15 protein-coding genes are annotated in these 18177 nt (G+C 65.7%); 6 read left to right on the top strand and 9 right to left on the bottom strand.

From position 1 onward, the window contains the following. Positions 1-59: 59 nt before the first annotated feature. Both C8C94_RS12280 and C8C94_RS12275 read right to left on the bottom strand, forming a co-directional pair. A complete protein-coding gene (locus C8C94_RS12280; protein ID WP_121420904.1) occupies positions 60-764 on the bottom strand; it encodes a GntR family transcriptional regulator in 705 nt (234 codons plus the stop codon). Further along, positions 761-2089 carry a C4-dicarboxylate transporter DctA gene (locus C8C94_RS12275; RefSeq protein ID WP_121420903.1) on the bottom strand — a complete coding sequence of 443 codons (1329 nt, stop codon included), beginning with the start codon at positions 2087-2089 and terminating at the stop codon, positions 761-763. The genes C8C94_RS12280 and C8C94_RS12275 overlap by 4 nt, the downstream gene beginning before the upstream one ends. 220 nt (positions 2090-2309) lie before the next feature. On the opposite strand from C8C94_RS12275, the gene C8C94_RS12270 reads away from it, so the two are divergent. Continuing rightward, positions 2310-3650, top strand: coding sequence for a glycerate kinase (locus C8C94_RS12270; RefSeq protein ID WP_121420902.1), 1341 nt, complete (start codon positions 2310-2312; stop codon positions 3648-3650). A gap of 60 nt (positions 3651-3710) precedes the next feature. Here C8C94_RS12270 and C8C94_RS12265 read toward each other — a convergent pair whose 3' ends face one another. From C8C94_RS12265 to C8C94_RS12250, 4 genes are all read right to left on the bottom strand, one after another. After that, positions 3711-4955, bottom strand: coding sequence for an ArgE/DapE family deacylase (locus C8C94_RS12265; RefSeq protein ID WP_121420901.1), 1245 nt, complete (start codon positions 4953-4955; stop codon positions 3711-3713). Beyond that, entirely contained in the window at positions 4952-6730 is a 1779-nt protein-coding gene (gene uraD / locus C8C94_RS12260; RefSeq protein ID WP_121420900.1) for a 2-oxo-4-hydroxy-4-carboxy-5-ureidoimidazoline decarboxylase, read from the bottom strand. The genes C8C94_RS12265 and uraD overlap by 4 nt, the downstream gene beginning before the upstream one ends. 76 nt (positions 6731-6806) lie before the next feature. Next, entirely contained in the window at positions 6807-7757 is a 951-nt protein-coding gene (gene puuE, locus C8C94_RS12255) for an allantoinase PuuE (protein WP_121420899.1), read from the bottom strand. A 24-nt stretch (positions 7758-7781) separates the two neighbouring features. Next, a complete protein-coding gene (locus C8C94_RS12250; protein ID WP_055394876.1) occupies positions 7782-8459 on the bottom strand; it encodes a GntR family transcriptional regulator in 678 nt (225 codons plus the stop codon). A 108-nt stretch (positions 8460-8567) separates the two neighbouring features. Here C8C94_RS12250 and uraH point away from each other — a divergent pair, with 108 nt between their 5' ends. Beyond that, positions 8568-8918, top strand: a complete 351-nt coding sequence (uraH, locus tag C8C94_RS12245) for a hydroxyisourate hydrolase (protein ID WP_055394878.1) — start codon at positions 8568-8570, stop codon at positions 8916-8918. 169 nt (positions 8919-9087) lie between these two features. Here uraH and C8C94_RS12240 read toward each other — a convergent pair whose 3' ends face one another. Beyond that, a complete protein-coding gene (locus C8C94_RS12240) occupies positions 9088-9630 on the bottom strand; it encodes an energy transducer TonB (RefSeq protein WP_121420898.1) in 543 nt (180 codons plus the stop codon). Positions 9631-9697: 67 nt separating this feature from the next. Here C8C94_RS12240 and xdhC point away from each other — a divergent pair, with 67 nt between their 5' ends. Together xdhC and C8C94_RS12230 are read left to right on the top strand one after the other, a co-directional pair. Next, on the top strand, positions 9698-10528 hold the full coding sequence (gene xdhC / locus C8C94_RS12235) for a xanthine dehydrogenase accessory protein XdhC (protein WP_121420897.1): 831 nt from the start codon (positions 9698-9700) through the stop codon (positions 10526-10528). Between the two features lie 212 nt (positions 10529-10740). Further along, on the top strand, positions 10741-11982 hold the full coding sequence (locus tag C8C94_RS12230) for a urate hydroxylase PuuD (RefSeq protein ID WP_121420896.1): 1242 nt from the start codon (positions 10741-10743) through the stop codon (positions 11980-11982). 24 nt (positions 11983-12006) lie between these two features. Here C8C94_RS12230 and C8C94_RS12225 read toward each other — a convergent pair whose 3' ends face one another. Both C8C94_RS12225 and C8C94_RS12220 read right to left on the bottom strand, forming a co-directional pair. Beyond that, positions 12007-12783 (bottom strand): hypothetical protein, encoded by a 777-nt coding sequence (locus C8C94_RS12225; RefSeq protein WP_121420895.1) that lies wholly within the window; start codon positions 12781-12783, stop codon positions 12007-12009. Positions 12784-13001: 218 nt separating this feature from the next. Further along, entirely contained in the window at positions 13002-14846 is a 1845-nt protein-coding gene (locus C8C94_RS12220; protein ID WP_055401447.1) for a phosphodiesterase, read from the bottom strand. A 265-nt stretch (positions 14847-15111) separates the two neighbouring features. Here C8C94_RS12220 and C8C94_RS12215 point away from each other — a divergent pair, with 265 nt between their 5' ends. After that, entirely contained in the window at positions 15112-15735 is a 624-nt protein-coding gene (locus tag C8C94_RS12215) for a Crp/Fnr family transcriptional regulator (RefSeq protein ID WP_121420894.1), read from the top strand. A 317-nt stretch (positions 15736-16052) separates the two neighbouring features. After that, a complete protein-coding gene (locus tag C8C94_RS12210; protein WP_121420893.1) occupies positions 16053-18161 on the top strand; it encodes a diguanylate cyclase domain-containing protein in 2109 nt (702 codons plus the stop codon). Positions 18162-18177 lie beyond the last annotated feature (16 nt).

The following is an 18177-nucleotide window of genomic DNA, read 5'->3' as shown; positions in this document are numbered from 1 at the left end:
CCGCCTGCAGTGGATGCAGGCGATGGGAAGGTTTGTGGCCGGGGCGCGACCGGCTTGGGCTAGCTCAGGGCTGTCGATGCCGCCTTGGTGCGTTGGGTGGTCAGCGGTGCGAGGGATTCACGCAGCCGGTCCCGCACCAGCGGCTGGCCGGGGTTGAGGGCGCCTTCCACATGCCCGATGTGGTCCAGCATGCGTTCGCGGGCCAGCGTGGTGTTGCCTGCTTCCAGCGCTTCGACGATGGCGGCGTGTTCGGCGCACGACTGGCTGGCCGCGTGCTGCGACTGGTACAGCGAGGCCGCCAAAGTGGTGCGCGCCGTGAGGTCGCGCAGGATGTCGCTCAGGCTGCGGTGTCCCATCGCCTCGGCCAGGCAGACGTGGAAGTCTGCGAGCAGAAAGGCGCGTGTGGCGGCATCTGCACCTTCGATGGCCTGCTGTTCTTCGGCGATGTGCGCCCGCAGGCGGCGGGTCACGCTCTGCAGCGGGCGGCCCGCATCGGCCAGGATGCCCGACTCGATGATGCGCCGGGCCGAGAACGCATCGCGTGCGTCTTCCACCGTAGGCTCCACCACATACCAGCCCCGGCGTGGCCGCACTTCGACAAAACCACGGGCCTGCAGCTGCATGAGCGCCTCGCGCACCAGGGTACGGCTCACACCGAAGAGGTCGGCCAGTTCCTGCTCGCCCAGGCGCTCGCCGGGTGAGAGCTTTTGCGCAAGGATGGATTCCACCACCTGCTGGGCGATCTGGGTCTGGTTGATGCTCATGCGGCCGATTGTGGCGCTACCGGGGCCGCCATCTCTGGCGAGACCTCGGGGGCCAGCGGCGGCGTGCTGCGGCCGTCCAGCACGGCATGTGCGCGCTCGCGGTCGATGTCGCCCTCCCAGGCCGCGATGGCCACGGTTGCCACGCAGTTGCCAATCAGGTTGCCCAGGGCGCGGGCAATGCCCATGAACCAGTCCACCGACAGCACCAGCACCAGCCCGATGGCGGGGATGGCCGGGATTGCGTGCAGCGTGGCGGCCAGCACCACAATGGCCGAGCCCGGCACACCGTGAGCGCCCTTGGACGTGACCAGCGAGATGGCCAGGATGGTCAGCAGGTCGGCCATCGAGATGGGCGTGTTCGTGGCCTGGGCGATGAACACGGCCGCCAGCGTGATGTAGATCGAGAACGCGTCCAGGTTGAACGAGTAGCCCGTGGGGATCACCAGGCCCACGGTCGAGTCGCGAATGCCCATGTGCTTGAGCTTGGCCATGATCTGCGGCAGCACGCTGTCGGACGACGTGGTGGCAAACACCACGGCCAGCTCCTCGCGCAGGTAGCGCAGCAGCTTGAACAGGCTGAAGCCCGAAAACCGCATGATCAGGCCCAGCACCACCACCACGAAGATGGCCACTGCCGCATAGAACAGCACCACCAGCATGCCCAGCTGCTTGAGCGAGCCAATGCCGTACTTGCCCACCGTGAACGCAATCGCGCCCAGCACACCCAGCGGCGCCAGCTTGATGATCAGGCCCATGGTCTTGAACAGCACGTGCGACAGGTCTTCGATGAGGCTGGTGACGCGCGCGCCGCGCTCGCCCATCAGCGCCAGCGCGCAGCCAAACACAATGGAGAACAGCAGCACCTGCAGCACATCGCCATTGGCGAAGGCGCTCACGGCGGTGGTGGGGATGAGCTTGAGCAAAAAGTCGCTGAAGCCGCCACCCGTGAGCTTGCTGGCGTTGTCTGCATAGGCGCCCATCGCCTTGGGGTCGAGCGCCTTCGGGTCCACATTCATGCCCACACCGGGTTCAAACCAGAACGCGAGCGCCAGGCCCAGCACCAGCGCGATGGTGGTGACCACCTCGAAGTAGATCAGCGACTTGATGCCCACGCGGCCCACACGCTTCAGGTCGCCCGTGCCCGCGATGCCGTGAACCACCACACAAAAGACGATGAGCGGGATCAGCATCTTGATGAGCTTGATGAAACCGTCGCCCAGCGGCTTGAGCTGCACGGCCGTGTCGGGCCAGAGCAGCCCGATGGCCACGCCAGCAATCAAGGCCAGGACCACCCGGCCAAACAAGGAGTTGAGAAAGCGGAGCATGTGAACCCTTTGGATAGGAAGGCGATACTGTTGGTCAATCTTGCATACAAGAACTGTAGACAACAGTTGCGGGCCAGAACATGGGGTTATCCCGCGCTGCGCGTGGTAACCGCGTCGCCACCGCGTCATGCCGCCGGGGGCTGGGTTGAAGTAGTTTTGACTTCTGCGCACGGTCATGCCCTGGCCGTGCCCGCACAATCGCTCGCGGAGACGACCATTCATGACCACCCCCCCCACCGTGCCGGACCCCATTCGCCAGAGCGGCGAATTCCTCGAATACCTCTACGGTGTTGCCGTGCGCCGCGCGCTGCCGCTGCACAACACCGCAGCCTTTTTGCCCCCGCCGCCCAGCCGCGAAAGCGGAGGCCGCACGCTGGTGCTGGGTGCTGGCAAGGCGGGCGGTGCCATGGCGCAGGCCGTCGAGGCGCTGTGGCCTGCACATGCACCCTTGTCGGGGCTGGTGGTCACGCGCTACCACCACACACCGCCCCGGCCGCAAGGCCTGGCGCAGCGCATCGAAGTGGTCGAAGCCGCCCACCCCGTGCCCGATGCGGCGGGCCTGGCTGCTGCGCAGCGCATCCTGGCGCTGACGCAGGGTCTGACTGAAAACGACCTCGTGCTGTGCCTCATCTCGGGCGGGGGCTCCGCCCTGCTCACGCTCCCGGGCGACGGCCTCACGCTGGAGGACAAGCAGCGCATCAACAAGGCGCTGCTCGAAAGCGGCGCTGCCATCGACGAAATGAACTGTGTGCGCAAGCACCTCTCGCGCATCAAGGGCGGGCGGCTGGCGGCGGCCTGCGCGCCTGCGCGGGTGGTCACGCTCACCATCAGCGATGTGCCGGGGGACGACCCTTCGGTCATTGCCAGCGGCCCCACGGTGCCTGACGCCACCACCTGCACTGATGCGCTGGCGATCCTGGACCGCTATCGCATCGAGGTGCCCACTGCAGTGCGCTCAGCCCTCGAAGCAGGCGCGCTGGAAACCCCGAAGCCCGGCGACGCCGTGTTTGCCCACCATGTGGTGCACGTGACCGCCACGCCCCAGCAGTCGCTGGAAGCTGCGGCCGAGGCCGCGCGGGCGGCGGGTGTGCAGGCGCACATCCTGTCGGACGAAATCGAAGGCGAATCGCGCGAGGTGGGCAAGGTGCACGCCGCACTGGCGCGGGCCGTGGCGCGGCGTGGTCAGCCCTTCACAAGGCCGTGCGTGATCCTGTCGGGCGGCGAGACGACCGTGACGGTACGCCCACAGCCGCCAAGCACACCCCGGGGGCGGGGTGGCCGCGCGGGCGAGTTCTGCCTGGGCCTGGCGCAGGCGTTGCAGGGGCAGCCGGGTGTGTGGGCGCTGGCCGCAGACACCGACGGCATCGATGGCGTGGAGGACAACGCGGGTGCCCGCGTGGCGCCCGACACGCTGGCGCGGGCCGAGGCGGCGGGCCTGCGCATCGCAGCCCACCTGGACCGCAACGACGCCTATGGCTTCTTTGAGCCCCTGGGGGATCTGGTGGTGACGGGGCCTACCCACACCAATGTGAATGATTTCCGTGTGCTATTGATTTTGTAGCTGCAAGCGCTTGATGGATAAGCGCTAGAGGCTAATTTCACCCAAGTTCTGCCTGACAGTTCACGCCAGGAGATCGCACAGCGCCCGCGCAATCACCTTGGTTGCACGGCGCAGGTCTTCCAGCTGCAGTCGCTCGTCGGCGCGCTTGGCGTGGGATTCGAGCACCGTACGTGGCCCGGCCCCATAGATCACGCCGGGGATGCCGCGCTCCACATACAGGCGCACGTCGGTGTACAGCGGCGTGCCCACGGCGGGCACGGGCTCGCCCAGCACGGCCTGTGCGTGTTTCTGGATCGCCTCGACCAGCGGTGCATTGCCCGCCAGCGGGGTCATGGCGTTGGCCAGCAGCAGGCGCTTGATCTCCACGCTGATGCCAGCGCGTTCGCCCGCCGCCTGCTCAATGATGCGGCGGATGGCGGCTTCGACTTCCACCGGGTTCTCTTCAGGGATCATGCGGCGGTCGAGCTTGAACATCACCTTGCCGGGCACCACATTGGTGTTGGTGCCGCCTTCGATGCGGCCCACGTTCAGGTAGGGGTGCTTGATGCCGGTGACGTTGGACGTAACCTTCTTGTATTCGTCGTTCTGCGCGTACAGCGCGTTCAGGATGTGCACCGCGCCCTGCAGCGCGTCCACGCCGGTGTGCGGCACGGCGGCGTGGGCCATCTTGCCGTGCACGGTCACTTCCATTTGCAGGCAGCCGTTGTGGGCGGTGACCACTTCGTAGCTGAAGCCTGCGGCAATCATCAAATCGGGCTTCGTCAGCCCCTTTTGAAGCAGCCATCCGGGGCCCAGCTCGCCGCCAAACTCTTCGTCGTAGGTGAAGTGCAGCTCGACCGCGCCTTTCGTGGGCTTGGCCACGGCTTCCAGGGCGCGCACGGCAAAGGTGAACGATGCAAAGTCGCTCTTGCTCACGGCAGTGGCGCGGCCATACATGGCGCCATCCACGATCTCGGCGCCATAGGGGTCGTGCGTCCAGCCTTCTCCGGGGGGCACCACGTCGCCGTGGGCGTTCAGGGCAATGGTTTTGCCGCCGTCGCCCTGCGCACCGTATTTGCGGCGCACGATGAGGTTGGTGATGGACTCCATGCCGTAGGCCAGCACAGCGGAAGCGGGCACCGCGTGTTTTTCGGCCTCGTAGCCAAACTCCTTGAGCAGCTCGGCCGTGCGTTCGGCGTGGGGTGCGTTGTTTCCGGGCGGTGTGTCGGTGGGCACACGCACCAGGGCCTGCAGAAAGCGCACTTCCTCGTCGAAGTGCTGGTCGATCCAGGCGTCCAGCGCGGCGTAGTTGTTATTCGTTGTCATGGTTGTGGTTCCTCGGCAAGTTGGCGCAGCACCTGGGTGAAGGCGTCCACGGCCAGCTGCATGTCGTTGTTGGTGGTGGATTCGAGCGGGTTGTGGCTGATGCCGGAGTTCTGGCCGCGCACAAAGAGCATGGCCTGGGGCATGATTTCGTGCAGCTTCATCGCGTCGTGCCCCGCGCCGCTGGGCATGCGGAACACGGGCACGCCCAGGGTGTCCACGGCGCGCTCCCACTGGTGCTGCCAGGCGGGCGCACTGGGCGCGGCGGCGGCGCGCATGGATTCTTCCAGGGTGTAGCGCAGGCCACGCCGGGCCGCGATGTGGGCGAGTTGCTCTTTCACATCGCTCACCAGCGCATCGCGCTGGGCATCGGTAGGGGCGCGCAGATCCAGTGAAAACAGGCAACGCCCCGGCACCACGTTGATGGAGCCAGCGGGCACCTGCAGCTGGCCGATGGTGCCCACCGAGTCGCCATCTTGCGCGGCGCGCTGCTCCACATACAGCGCCAGCTCCGCCACGGCCACGGCCGCGTCGCGGCGGCGGTCCATCGGGGTGGTGCCAGCGTGGCTGGCGGTGCCGATCATCTCGCACAGAAAGCGCACGCTGCCGTTGATGGAGGTGACCACACCCAGGGGCAGGTCCAGCTCGTTGAGCACGGGGCCCTGCTCGATGTGCACTTCGATAAAGCCCAGGTACTGCGCCGGGTCGCGCTGTAGCTTGGGGATGTCATCAATGCACAAGCCTGCATGCTGCATGGCCGCGCGCATGGTCACACCGTCCACGTCTTTCTGGTCGAGCCAAGCGGGGTTGAAGTCGCCGATGAGAGCGCCCGAGCCCAGGAAAGTGGCCTTGTAGCGCTGGCCTTCCTCTTCGGCAAAGCCCACCACCTCGATGCCGAAAGGCAGACGTTTGCCGGCGCGGTGCAGCTCGCGCACGCAGGCCATGGGCACGAAGATGCCCAGGCGGCCGTCGTATTTGCCGCCGTTGCGCACGGTGTCGTAGTGGCTGCCGGTCATGAGGTAGCGTGCGCCTGGGCCCGCCGGGTGGTAGCGGCCCACCACGTTGCCCACGGCGTCGATCTCCACCTCGTCAAAGCCGCAGTCGCGCATCCAGTGGCTGATGCGCTGTGCGCAGGCGCGGTGTGCGTCGGTGAGGTAGGTGACGGTGAGCTGGCCTTTTTCGGCAAAGCCGGGGTCGGAGTGTTCGGCCAGTTTTTCCTGCCAGTCCCACACGTCGTTGCCCAGCACGGGCTCGGCGGCGAACTTGTCGTTCAGGCGAATCTCGGCAATGCGGTGGATGTTGCGCAGGGCCTCGGCCAGTTCGAACTCGGGGTGGTTGTCCAGGCGCCGCGCAAAGGTGTCGATGATCTCCCGCTTGGGCAGGCCCGTGCCGCGCGGCCCGCGCACGGCCAGGATGAACGGGAAGCCGAAGCGCTCGTTGTAGGCCGCGTTGAGCTGCTGGATGCGCTCGAACTCCTCGGGCGTGCAGTGGGTCAGGCCCGCCGTGCTTTGCTCGTTGGTGGATTCGGCCGTGAGGTTTTTCGCCACCATGGCTTTGCCCGCCAACTCGGGGTGGGCGCGGATCAGGCCCAGCTGGGCCTCCAGCTCGGCAGTGCGCACCACCTGCGCCAGCGCGTGCTTCAGGTGCGCCAGCGTTCGGAAGGGCCGCTGCGCCAGGGCCTGCTCGGCAATCCAGGGCGAGTGTTCGTACAGCCCGTCCAGCAGCGCCAAGGCCTCGGCGGGGCTGGCGGCGTTGAGTTGTTCCAGGGTCAGTGGCATGGTGGGTGCTTCAAAAAAGTGAGCATCTCGCGCTTGTCGGATAAGCGCTGGAGGCCAATTTGGTTCATAAATTGGCTCACACGGTTGGCGCAGGATGATGCTGCGCCCAGTGGCGCGCAATGTCGATGCGCCGCGCCACCCATACCTTGTCATGCTGTGCGATGTGGTCCAGAAAACGTTGCAGCGCCGTGATGCGGCCGGGGCGGCCCAACAGGCGGCAATGCATGCCGATGCTCATCATCTTGGGGGCGTTGTCACCGTCGGGGTCACCCTCGGCATACAGTGCGTCGAAGGTGTCCTTCATGTACTGAAAGAACGGGTCGGCGTGCGAGTAACCCTGTGGCAGGGCAAAGCGCATGTCGTTGCAGTCCAGCGTGTAGGGCACGATGAGCTGGGGTGCCGTGCTGCCATCCGTTTTGCGCACCTTCATCCAGAAGGGCAGGTCATCGCCGTAGTAGTCGCTGTCGTATTCAAAGCCGCCAAAGTCGGCCACCAGGCGGCGGGTGTTGGGGCTGTCGCGGCCGGTGTACCAGCCCAGGGGTCTCTCACCCGTCATGCGCTGGATGATGTCCATGGCCTCTTGCATGTGGGCGCGTTCCACCTCTTCAGGGATGTGCTGGTAGTGAATCCACTTGAGGCCGTGGCAGGCGATCTCGTGGCCCAGCTCCACCAAGGCGGCTGTGAGCTCGGGGTGGCGCTGCAGAGCAGTGGACACGCCAAACACCGTGAGCGGCAGGTTGCGCTTTTCAAACTCGCGCAGGATGCGCCACACGCCGGCGCGCGAGCCGTATTCGTAGATGCCCTCCATGCTCATGTGCCGCTCGGGGTAGCTGGCGGGGTTGAACATTTCGGAGAGGAACTGCTCGCTGCCTGCATCGCCATGCAGCACGGCGTTTTCGCCGCCTTCCTCGTAGTTCAGCACAAACTGCACGGCAATGCGCGCACCGCCCGGCCACTGCGCGTGGGGCGGGGTCTTGCCGTAGCCGATGAGGTCGCGGGGGTAGGCTTGGGTGGAGTCGTAGATCATGGGAATGCGGAAAACGTCGGAAGGTCAGGCAGTGATGGGGGCCAGGGCGGCGGCCAGGTCGCTGGCCGGGCGCTTGCGGTCAAAGGTCAGGCTGGCTTCGACATGTTCGAGGTGGCTTTGCATCAGGGCGACGGCGCGTTCTTCGTCGCGCGCGGCCAGGGCTGTAACGATGTCGGCGTGCTCCTCGTGCGAGTGTTCTGCGGCGCTGGCCGACTGGTACATCAGCGTGATCAGGGCGCAGCGCGAGATCAGGTCGCCCAGCATCTGCGCCAGCACCTCGTTGCCCATCAGCTCGGCCATGCGCACATGGAAGTCGCCCAGCAACTCGGTGCGGCTGCTGGCGTCGGCGGTGTCCATGGCGGCCTTCTCGCTGGCCACATGGGTGCGCAGCGCCTTGATCTTGGCGGGGGTTACGCTCTGCACGAATGCGCGGGTCATCTCGGTCTCCAGCATGCGGCGCACGGCGAACACCTGGCGGGCTTCTTCGACCGAGGGGGTGGACACGAACGCACCGCGCGCAGGCTCCAGCGTGACGAGGCGGTTTTGCGCAAGCTGAAACAGCGCCTGGCGCACCAGCGTGCGCGACACGCCAAAGTGGTCGGCCAGCTTCTGCTCGGCCAGTTTGGTGCCCGGCTGCAGGCGATGCTCTACGATGGCGCGGGTCAGAGCGTCAACAATGGCGCTGGTGGATGAGGATTCCATGGCGGCATGATACGGTGGATGGTGAAAAGTGTATACACTTTTGGTCTACACACTGCAGTCCGGCAGCCTTCGCTGATGGGCCGTGGTCCCCACTTCAGGAGATTCCCTATGGGATTGAGCACCCACGTTCTGGACACCATGAACGGCTGCCCCGCCGCTGGCATGGAGGTGGCCCTGTACTCCACCGACGGCGACAACGCCACCCTCATCAAGCGCCTGGTGCTGAACCACGATGGTCGCACCGATGCCCCGCTGTTTGACAACGCCAGCCTGCGCACCGGCACCTACCGGCTGCGGTTTGATGTGGCGGGGTACTTCAAGGCCCGGGGTGTGGAGTTGCCCGAACCCAATTTTCTGAACCAGGTGAGCCTGGACTTCGGCATTGCGCACGCCGACCAGCACTACCACGTGCCCTTGCTGGTCAGCCCGTGGAGCTATTCGACCTACCGTGGGTCGTGAGAGGTACTGCTGCGGTGCGTGGCATCGCGTGGCCGTCTTTACTGGCGCTGCCCGGACCAGGGATGCCAAGCAAGGGCCGCCCCGCGGCGAGGGCATCGTCCCCTTTCCCGAAGTCGCGGAGCGATTTCGAGAGAAGGGGGAAGCGGCGTAGCCGCTCAGGGGGATGTACCTAATGCTGCCCTTCGGTGAGCGTATCGAGCTGGAAATGCCCGCTTTTGTCCCACAACCAGGTGTCGGTGTAAGTGACCTTGCCCATGCGCGTGGGCGCAGGGAAGGGGGCTGCGGCGCGCACGGTGCGTTCGATTTCGGCCACCACCTCGGGGGCGTGTTTGGGAGCACGCATCCAGCGCAGGCGCGTGACCTTGCCGGCGCGGTCGATATCCACCTCCAGCACGCCGATGGCATACAGCATGGGCGGCAGTTTGCCCTTGTACACACGCTGTGCGTTCAGTCCATAGAGGTGGGTGGCGGCGTCTTCGCGGTAGGCGCGTGCCGTGCTGGCGGCAGACGCGCGGGCCGCGCCTGCGGCAGCGGGCACAGGCCCCTTGACGCTGGCGGTGTCCGGGCTGGGCATGGTGCTGTCCTGCGCCGGGGCTGGTGGCTCGGGGGCCGACTTACAGGCCGCCACCAGCGATGCAACGGCGGCCATGAGTCCGGCAAGCAGCCAGTGGCTGCGGTGGCTGGAGGAGCGCTCGGTGGGGGTGGGCGGCATGATGGCTTTTGTGAACTGAACGATGCCCCGTGGGGCGGGCGACCCTTGGTGGCGTTAAGGATCTGGATTGACTGATGTACTTTTGTTGCTGGACGGCCTTGCAGCCGCCCCCGCCTGTCTGGTAAGGGTGGAGTCTACCGAAGGCTCGGCCCCGCGTGAACCCGGCGCGTGGATGGCCGTGTTCGCAGACCGTATCGTGGGCACCATCGGCGGCGGCCATCTGGAGCTGCAGGCGATTGCCGAAGCGCGCCGCCGCCTGGGCGGTGTGCCCGGCCCGACCCCGGGGCAGCCACCCATGCGTTTTGCACTGGGCCCGGCGCTGGGGCAATGCTGCGGGGGCGTGGTGTACCTGGGTTTTGAGGTGCTGACCGCTGCCGACCTGGCCCCCGCTGCGGGTCTGCGCGCGCGCTTGTCGCCGCACCAGCACCCCGTGGCGCTGTTCGGTGGCGGCCATGTGGGCCACGCGCTGGCGCGGGTGCTGGCGCCGCTGCCGTTTGCGCTGACCTGGATCGACAGCCGCGACGGCATCTTCCCTAGCCCCACGCCCGAGGGCGTGGTCTGCGAACACTCCGAGCCCGTGCAACTGGCTGTGCCCCGCCTGGCGCCGGGCAGCCGCGTGCTGATCATGAGCTTCAGCCATGCCGAAGACCTGGACGTGGTGGCCGCCTGCCTGCGCCGCCAGCGTGAACAGGGCGACCTGCCTTTCATCGGCCTCATAGGCAGCAAGACCAAATGGGCGACGTTTCGCAATCGCCTGCATGGGCGCGGCTTTGCACAGGACGAACTGGCCCAGGTCACCTGCCCCATTGGTATCCCCGGCATTGAGGGCAAGGAGCCTGAAGTGATCGCCGTGGCGGTGGCTGCGCAGCTGCTGCAGACGCTGAAGGGGGCGGGCTGAGGGTAATTCCGGGCCTCCATGCCTCGGATTGGGGCTGGAGTCGGGAACAATTCCTGCATACACTTTTCAACGGATTTGTTGACGGTTTACGGGTCGCAGCGGTGCCCCGGCGGGTTTGCCCGCCAAGGTGCGCGACCAAAATTTCTGCTCAGAGCGCCCGCAGTGGTGAGCAGGTTTGCTGTTTGGCGCTGACGCGCCATCAAGGTTGAGATATGGAAAGCTACTTTCTCGACTGGGCCAACCTGCTGTTGCGCTGGGTCCACGTCATCACCGCCATCGCCTGGATTGGCTCGTCGTTCTACTTCGTGTTCCTCGACAGCAGCCTCACGCCGCCCGAAGACGAAGACCTCAAAAAACAGGGCGTCAGCGGCGAGCTCTGGGCCGTGCACGGTGGCGGGTTCTACCACCCGGTCAAGTTCGCCGTATCGCCGCCCAAGCTGCCCGGCCACCTCCACTGGTTCTTCTGGGAAAGCTACAGCACCTGGATCAGCGGCTTTGCGCTGTTCACCGTGTCGTACCTCTACAGCGCCAGCACCTACCTCATCGACAAGTCGAAGATGGACTGGGCGCCCGCCACGGCCATTGCGGTGGCGCTCGCGTTCTTCGTCGTGTTCTGGCTGCTGTACGACGCCATCTGCCGCATCTTTGGCCAGAGGAAGAACGGCGACGCCATCGTGGGTGCGCTCGTCTTCGTGCTGGTGTGCATCGCCTCGTGGCTGGCCTGCCACTGGTTCGCCGGACGCGCCGCCTTCCTGCTGGTGGGTGCCATGATCGCCACGGCCATGAGCGCCAACGTGTTCTTCTGGATCATCCCCGGCCAGCGCACCGTGATCGCACAGATCAAGGCGGGCGAACCGGTGGACCCGATCCACGGCAAGCGCGGCAAACAGCGCAGCGTGCACAACACCTACTTCACGCTGCCGGTGCTGTTTGCCATGCTGAGCAACCACTACAGCTTTACCTGGAGCCACCCGCAAAACTGGCTGGTGCTGATCCTGATGATGTTTGCGGGCGCCGCCATCCGCCAGTTCTTTGTGATGCGCCACGGCTACAAGCTGGGCCGCAACGGCAACCCGCTGCCCTATGCGCTGGTGGGCGTGGCCGTCATCGTCGGCGCCATCGTGTGGATGCGCCCCGCGCCCATGGCTGCTGTCAGTGGTGCTCCTGTTTCAGGAGCTGCTAGCGCAATTGCAGCAAGCGCTAGCGGCCAAAATGACTACAAGTCGGTGCAAGCCGTGCTGGAGCAACGCTGCTACCTGTGCCACGGCGAGGCGGTGCAGATGAAGAACCTGCGGCTCGACTCGCCGGACAGTGTCAAGCAGCACGCCCAGGCGATTTACCAGCAAGTGGTGGTGCAAAAACTCATGCCCATGAACAATGCCACGCAGATTACCGATGCGGAGCGGGCGCTGATTGGGCGGTGGTTTGAGGCCGGGGCGGCTACGGGGCCTTGAGCGCTTTTTCGATTGAAGGACCGGCTAGGCCAGCTTCCTTTTAAAAAGCTCAATTAATGGCTCACAAGCCGCGTGGTGCGCCTTAGGAAGTTCGGTGAGAGTATTCACCGCTAACGTCACGCTGTCTGCATCCAAAGTTGCCGCCGAGTTCTTCGCAATCTCCCTCAGCTTATCCAATATTTCTGCGGCGAAATAGTGGTCTATTCCTCGCCTGACTTGGAGTTCCAATAGTTCGCAATACCTGCGCACGGCAGTGCGATATCGGCCCTCTTTGAGTGATTCTTCTGCGCTGCGTTCCAGTGCTTCATCTTTGAGTTTGAGGGTTTCGGTTTCAACAGACTTGACCCTTGAGTCAAATGATTGCAGCTTCGGATTGATTGAGTCCTCAACGGCTTGCTTCAGTGCCTGCTCACGTACCCCAAGCGAGTCTTCCAGTTTCTGCGACTCCGCCTGAAATTGGGCAAGCATCTCGGCACGAACTTCTATTGCCATTGCGTGGGCCTCGCGTTGAATGGACTCCCTGTCCCTTTCATAATTCGACTTGTTCGTGTGCCAAGCGAATGCTCCCAAGGCGAGCGCAATTGCAATCGCACTTCCGAGAGTCCACTGCGCCATACTCATGAAACTATCTTGGAACTGCTTAGTGGTTTCAAGTTGCGCACGCAATACGGCGAGTTCCATAGGTAACGTGCTGCCGTTTACCTCTTTTGTTGGCACCTGCGTTGCCAAAGGCGCGACAGATTGAGCTGCAGCTGTTGAAAGATGGAACGCCAACAAGAAGAGCATGAGGTACTTCGTCATTCATGTAGCGTAACAGAGCGATCTTTGAAAAGTGCTCCGTTGCAAGAGCTTCAAGCCAACTGGACTCACTGGCTCTGTGTGCGGCATATGAATGACATTTTTTTGATGGTGGTTCAGGGCCGGACACAGAATCTTTTGATTGGCCTCGTCTAAGCGCCAGCGCTTTAAATGTTCTCTATCAACCAGCGTGGTGAATCCGTGCGTAGCTTCCCAAGCTTCTACGCCGCCAGCACATCCTGCAACGCCCGCGTGGCAGCTAGCGCGCCCAGGGAGGATTCTGTAAACCCACCATGCAGCACCACCCCGGTCGCTGCCTGCTTGGCCTCGTGTTTAGCCACAGCTGCCAGGTTGGCCACTTCCTCGGCATGCCGAAACCGCCCCGGCGTGATGCGCACCGCACCAATGGCCAGCGTGGTGCACGGAAAGAACCGTGGCACCCCATGCCGGTCTTCGGCCTGGATGCCACCGGCGCGCCGGGCCTCGTCGTCAAACAGCGTGAGCGCTTCGCGGGCAAAGGCGTCCACGATGTTCTTGCAGCGCTGCAGCCAGTTGCTGCTCTGGAAGATCAGCATGAAATCGTCCCCACCCACATGGCCCACAAAGTCGCGCCGCGCGTCGCAGTGCGCCGTGGCCAGACGGGCGACGAGGCGGATCATCTGGTCGCCGCGCCAGTAGCCGTAGTGGTCGTTGAAGGGCTTGAAGTTGTTCAGGTCGGCATAACACGCCACGAACTCGGTGTGGTGGTCCAGCAGGCGCTGCATGTGCAGGCTGATGGGGATGTTGCCGGGCAGAAAGGTCAGCGGGTTGGCGTGGCGCGCGGCTTCGATGCGGGTCTCGGTCACGGCGCGCACCAGTTGGTCGCCCGTGCCCAGGCCCAGGTAGCGGCCGTTGTCGGTGACGATGTAGCCGTCGTTCAGATACCGCTGGTCCTGCGAGGTGAGGATGCCCACGAGCTGGTCCACGTCACAGTCCAGCTCGACCACGCGCGGTGCCTGGTTGGCAAACGCCAGGCACGATTTGCGGCCATGCACCTCGCGAAAGTACAGCGTGGCGTAGTGGTTCATGAACTGCTGGCGGTTGATGAGCGCCACGGGGCGGGTGCCATCCACCACGGCCAGCGCGTGCAGGTCGGTGCGCTCATGGAACATGGCAGCCACTGCATCGTTGCTGGTGGCGGGCGCTGCGGTGGGCGCCTGCACCACCAGCAGGCTGCGCAGGATGCCGGGGCGCGCCGTCTGGCCCAGGTGCGGCAGCACGGCCACGCGGCGGTCCTGCATCACTTCCTGTGCCGGGCTCTCCACTGCTTCACGCGGGGCCTTGGCAGGGCGGCCCAGCAGCCAGCCCTGTCCGTAAGGGACGTCCAGGTCGCGCAGCGCGCGCAGGTCGTCGCGTGTCTCGATGCCTTCGGCAATCAGCTTGGTGCCAAACATATGGGCTATGCCCTTGATGGCCTGCAGCATCTGCAGGTTCTCGGGCTGGTTGCTGATGTCGCGGATGAAGTATTTGTCGATCTTCACGAAGTCGGGCTTCACCTCGGACCACAGCCGCAGGCTGGAGCGGCCGTCGCCAAAGTCGTCCAGCGCCAGCCGCGCGCCGCAGGCGTGCACCGCCTTGATGGCCTGGCGCAGCTGGGGCATGTCGGTCACGCGCTCGTGCTCGGTGATTTCCAGCACCAGAAGGCGGGCGCTCACGCCAAAGCTGCGCACGGCCTCGCCCAGCATCGGCGCGCCCACCAGGGCCACCCCGTGCACCAGCGCGTCGGCGCTGATGTTCACAAACAGGCGGCCCGGCGCCTTCTGAACGCCCCACTGCTGCAAGGCGGTGAACACGCACAGCAGCTCGAAGTCCTGAAGGATGTGCTCGCGCCGCGCCAGCTCCAGCAAGGCATCGGGCGTGTGCAAAGGGGTGCCCTCGGGGCCCCGGATCAGGGCTTCGTGGGCATACACGCTGCCCTCGCGCAGGTCGGCCAGGGGCTGGAACACGCAGTGCAGGCCCCCTTCGCGCATGAGTTGTGCCAGAGGGCCCTTGCCATGGCGCGCAGCCGGGGACAGCAAGGCCATCATCGCCTCCAGTCGGCTCCAAAGGGGGTTGTGCGTCACGGTAGATGGGGGGCTCTGAGCAAGGTGCCCACGATATCGGCCGGGTGTGACAACCTTGTTACACACTGTTTCCGTGAGGTGACAGGCTATTCCCTGGGGTGGTCGTTCCGGGGGGCATGCAAGCTGTTTATGCGTTGGCTCAACCCTGGCGCAGCGGCAGGGCTGCCGCGAAGGTTCAGTTTGATCTTGCTCAATGACCGGCGGTCCGGGGCGCGGCACAGTCCGTCCCATGCTGCCCTCTACCTATTTCTCACTGCCTGCCGAAACCGAGGTGATTGCCGCCGGTGAAGTGCTGCGCAGGCGCAACGAGGTGCTGACGTCTGTGCTGCACCTCGAAAGTGGCCGCGTGCTGCGCGGTGTGCTCGACGATGGCTACCTGCGCCACCAGCTGGGGGCCGTGGAAGGGCCGTTCTGGCTCGATGCCGCGTCGGCCCTGATGGGCATGCCGCTGCCGGTGGACATGGTGGCCGACACCCGTGTGCAGGTGCGCCGCCTGCCCATCGAGGAGTTTCGCCGCAGCCTTGCAGAAATGCCGGCGGGTGCACGGGGCCTGTTGCTTGACATGGCGCAGGGCTACCGCCAGCAGTCCGAGCTGGCCGTGAGCCGCCTCGCGCAGGATGCCGAGTCGCGCTGCGCGCAGTGGTTGCTCAACCACGCCGAGCCCGACCACAGCGGCACCATGCAGGTCACGCTGCACCAGCGCAAGCGCCTGATTGCGGCGCAGTTGGGCATCGCCCCCGAAACCTTCTCGCGCGTGCTGCGCCATCTGCGGGAGCTGGGCCTTATCCACGGCACGGGCAATGTGCTGAACCTGCCTCAGCCCCGGGCGCTGCAGTCGATGGCCGGTTGCTGAACTGAACCCCGCGTGGATGGCTTCGGCGCCGCGCGAAAAATAGCGCGCACAGCCTCTGCTACTGGCGCGCCGCCCGCCAGCGCACCCGTGGAACTGGCTTTGCCAGGCCACTGGGTGCGCCCCCCTCCGGGGGAAGCCGCGCAGCGGCTCAGGGGGGCTTCCTCGTCAGGGTTTGTCCTTGGGTTTCACTGAGGGTTCTACCCAAGCCCTGGGCTGCAGGGGCTGCGTATATTTGTTGGGACCTGTCCGGTTTGACCTGTCCCCATGCCCAACGCCACCCCTTCGCGCCCATCGGGCGCTCCCTGCGCGGAGTGTCCATGACGCCCCCGACCTACCCTGCGCCGCCACAGGACGCGCCGGGCTGGTCGATGCCCGGTCCGCTGGTGTTGCGGCTGGTGCTGGTGGCGGTGCTGGCCGTGGGGCTGTCGGGGGCGGTGTCGGCGTGGCTGGTTACGCGGGCCTCCGGGCAAGAGGCCATGCGGCGGGTGGTGAGCCAGCAGACCGATGAGGTCGAGGTGGTGGCCCGCCTGCTGGCCAGCAAGATCGAGCAAAGCCAGAAGGTGTTGCGCACGGTGGCTGCTGGTATTACGCCCGCCATGCTCGAATCACCCTCGGCCCTCGAATGGCTGCTCCAGCAGGGCCTGCCCGCCGTGCAGTTCTTTGATGCGATGCAGGTCGCCCGCGACAATGGAGAACTGCGGCTGAACTTGCGTGGGGGGCGGCTGGACAAGGCCTCCAACCTGGACCCCGCCGAGCGCGATGCGCTGCGCCGCACGCTCATCGACGGCAAGCCGCTGGTGTCCGAGCTGATTGCCGGGCGCACCAGCGACGCGCGTGTGATGTTCACCATGCCGCTGCACCGCGAAGACGGCACCGTGCTGGGTGTGGTCGCGGGTGCGTTGCGCCTGCAATCGCAGGGCCTGCTGCCGCCGTCCATGACGCTGCCCGCGCGCGATGATTCGCGGCTGCTGGTGTTTACGCGCGACGGCACCATCCTCTCGCACTCGGACCCGACCCGCATCATGGGCAAGGTGAGCGACGAGGCGGGCCTGGCGCCCGTCTACAGCCGCTGGCTGGAGCAGGCCCAGCCAGTGGTAGGGCGGGGCACGACCCATCTTGAAGACCAGCACATCGTCAGCATGGCGGGCATGCCGCTGCCGCAATGGATCGTGGCGCGGGTCAGCCCCTCGCAGGCGCTGCTGGCGCCACTGCAGGGTGCACAGCGCGAAGCCTGGTGGCTGGCCGCCGCCAGCATGGCGCTGTGCATGCTGCTCGTGGCCGGGCTGATGGCCTGGATGGCGCAGCCGCTGGCGCAGCTCACGCACAGTGCCCGCCAGCTGCTGCGGCGCAGCACTCGAGCTGGCCCGCCGCAGGGCTCCGTCGCCTGGCCACGTGCGGGGGGGGAAGTGGGCGAACTGGTGCAAATGTTCCAGGGCATGGTGCAGCAGGGCAGCCTGCAGCAGCAGCACAAGGCCACGCTGGACGGGCAGTTCCAGGCTGTGCTGGACAGTGCCTCCGTGGGCATCGTCATCTCGCGCCACGGCATCCTGGAGGTGGTGAGCCGGCAGGCCTGCCTGATGCTGGGCTACACCGAGGGCGAACTGCAGGGCCATCCGGCGCGCACCCTGTATGCCAACGATGCCGAATACGGCCGCATTGGCGAGCGTGTGCAGGCCGAGTTCGCCGCACATGGCGCCTTCGATGGCGATGTCTGCTTCATGCGCAAGGATGGCACCCCCGTGTGGGCCCGCGTGCAGGGCCGTGGTGTGCGGCCCGACGAGATGGCGGGCGGCACCGTCTGGATTCTGGAGGACATCACCGCTGCACGCGAGGCACAGATGCAGCAGGCGTGGGAGCGCACGCACGATGCCCTGACCCAGCTTTACAACCGCAATGCGTTTGACGAGCGCCTGGGCCTGCTGCTGGCCGAACGCTCGACGCGCCCGCGCGCACCGGATGCAGACAGCAGCGAGGCAGCCGGGGACGGCGTGGTGCTGTTTCTGGACCTGGACCACTTCACCGTGGTCAATGACATTGCCGGGCATGACGCGGGCGATGACGTGCTGCGCCATGTGGCCCGCTTGCTTGAATCACAGGTGCGCCAGATCGGCTGGGCCGCGCGGCTGGGCGGCGACGAGTTTGCGGTGGTGCTGCCCGGCTGCGCGCTGGCACGGGGCCAGGCGGTGGCGGAGCAGCTGCGCGCCTCGGTACAGGCGTGGGAGCCTTCGTACCAGGGGCGCAGCTTCACGCTGGGGGTGAGCATCGGGTTGGTGGTGCTGGATGCGAGTCTGCAGGATGTGCCGTCGGTGCTGTATGCGGCCGACATGGCGTGCTACGACGCCAAGCGCGCGGGGCGCAACCGGGTAGAGACGCGCCATGCGAGCCAGGCGACGGCGTCGGGGCGGATGGCGCTGGGAGCGGCGTGAGCAGATTTCAAAAGAT

Source organism: Acidovorax sp. 94 (assembly GCF_003634645.1).
Lineage (GTDB): Bacteria > Pseudomonadota > Gammaproteobacteria > Burkholderiales > Burkholderiaceae_C > Acidovorax > Acidovorax facilis.
Note: the sequence above shows the minus strand (reverse complement) of the source record. Positions and strands in the feature narration are given on the sequence as shown.

What these genes read in the sequence shown, in the direction of transcription:
- C8C94_RS12275 (WP_121420903.1), bottom strand. Translation starts at nt 2,089, where the DNA reads ATGCTCCGCTTTCTCAACTCCTTGTTTGGCCGGGTGGTCCTGGCCTTG.
- C8C94_RS12240 (WP_121420898.1), bottom strand. Translation starts at nt 9,630, where the DNA reads ATGCCGCCCACCCCCACCGAGCGCTCCTCCAGCCACCGCAGCCACTGG.
- C8C94_RS12265 (WP_121420901.1), bottom strand. Translation starts at nt 4,955, where the DNA reads ATGACAACGAATAACAACTACGCCGCGCTGGACGCCTGGATCGACCAG.
- uraH (WP_055394878.1), top strand. Translation starts at nt 8,568, where the DNA reads ATGGGATTGAGCACCCACGTTCTGGACACCATGAACGGCTGCCCCGCC.
- uraD (WP_121420900.1), bottom strand. Translation starts at nt 6,730, where the DNA reads ATGCCACTGACCCTGGAACAACTCAACGCCGCCAGCCCCGCCGAGGCC.
- puuE (WP_121420899.1), bottom strand. Translation starts at nt 7,757, where the DNA reads ATGATCTACGACTCCACCCAAGCCTACCCCCGCGACCTCATCGGCTAC.
- C8C94_RS12250 (WP_055394876.1), bottom strand. Translation starts at nt 8,459, where the DNA reads ATGGAATCCTCATCCACCAGCGCCATTGTTGACGCTCTGACCCGCGCC.
- C8C94_RS12225 (WP_121420895.1), bottom strand. Translation starts at nt 12,783, where the DNA reads ATGACGAAGTACCTCATGCTCTTCTTGTTGGCGTTCCATCTTTCAACA.
- C8C94_RS12210 (WP_121420893.1), top strand. Translation starts at nt 16,053, where the DNA reads ATGACGCCCCCGACCTACCCTGCGCCGCCACAGGACGCGCCGGGCTGG.
- C8C94_RS12270 (WP_121420902.1), top strand. Translation starts at nt 2,310, where the DNA reads ATGACCACCCCCCCCACCGTGCCGGACCCCATTCGCCAGAGCGGCGAA.
- C8C94_RS12280 (WP_121420904.1), bottom strand. Translation starts at nt 764, where the DNA reads ATGAGCATCAACCAGACCCAGATCGCCCAGCAGGTGGTGGAATCCATC.
- C8C94_RS12230 (WP_121420896.1), top strand. Translation starts at nt 10,741, where the DNA reads ATGGAAAGCTACTTTCTCGACTGGGCCAACCTGCTGTTGCGCTGGGTC.
- C8C94_RS12220 (WP_055401447.1), bottom strand. Translation starts at nt 14,846, where the DNA reads ATGATGGCCTTGCTGTCCCCGGCTGCGCGCCATGGCAAGGGCCCTCTG.
- C8C94_RS12215 (WP_121420894.1), top strand. Translation starts at nt 15,112, where the DNA reads ATGCTGCCCTCTACCTATTTCTCACTGCCTGCCGAAACCGAGGTGATT.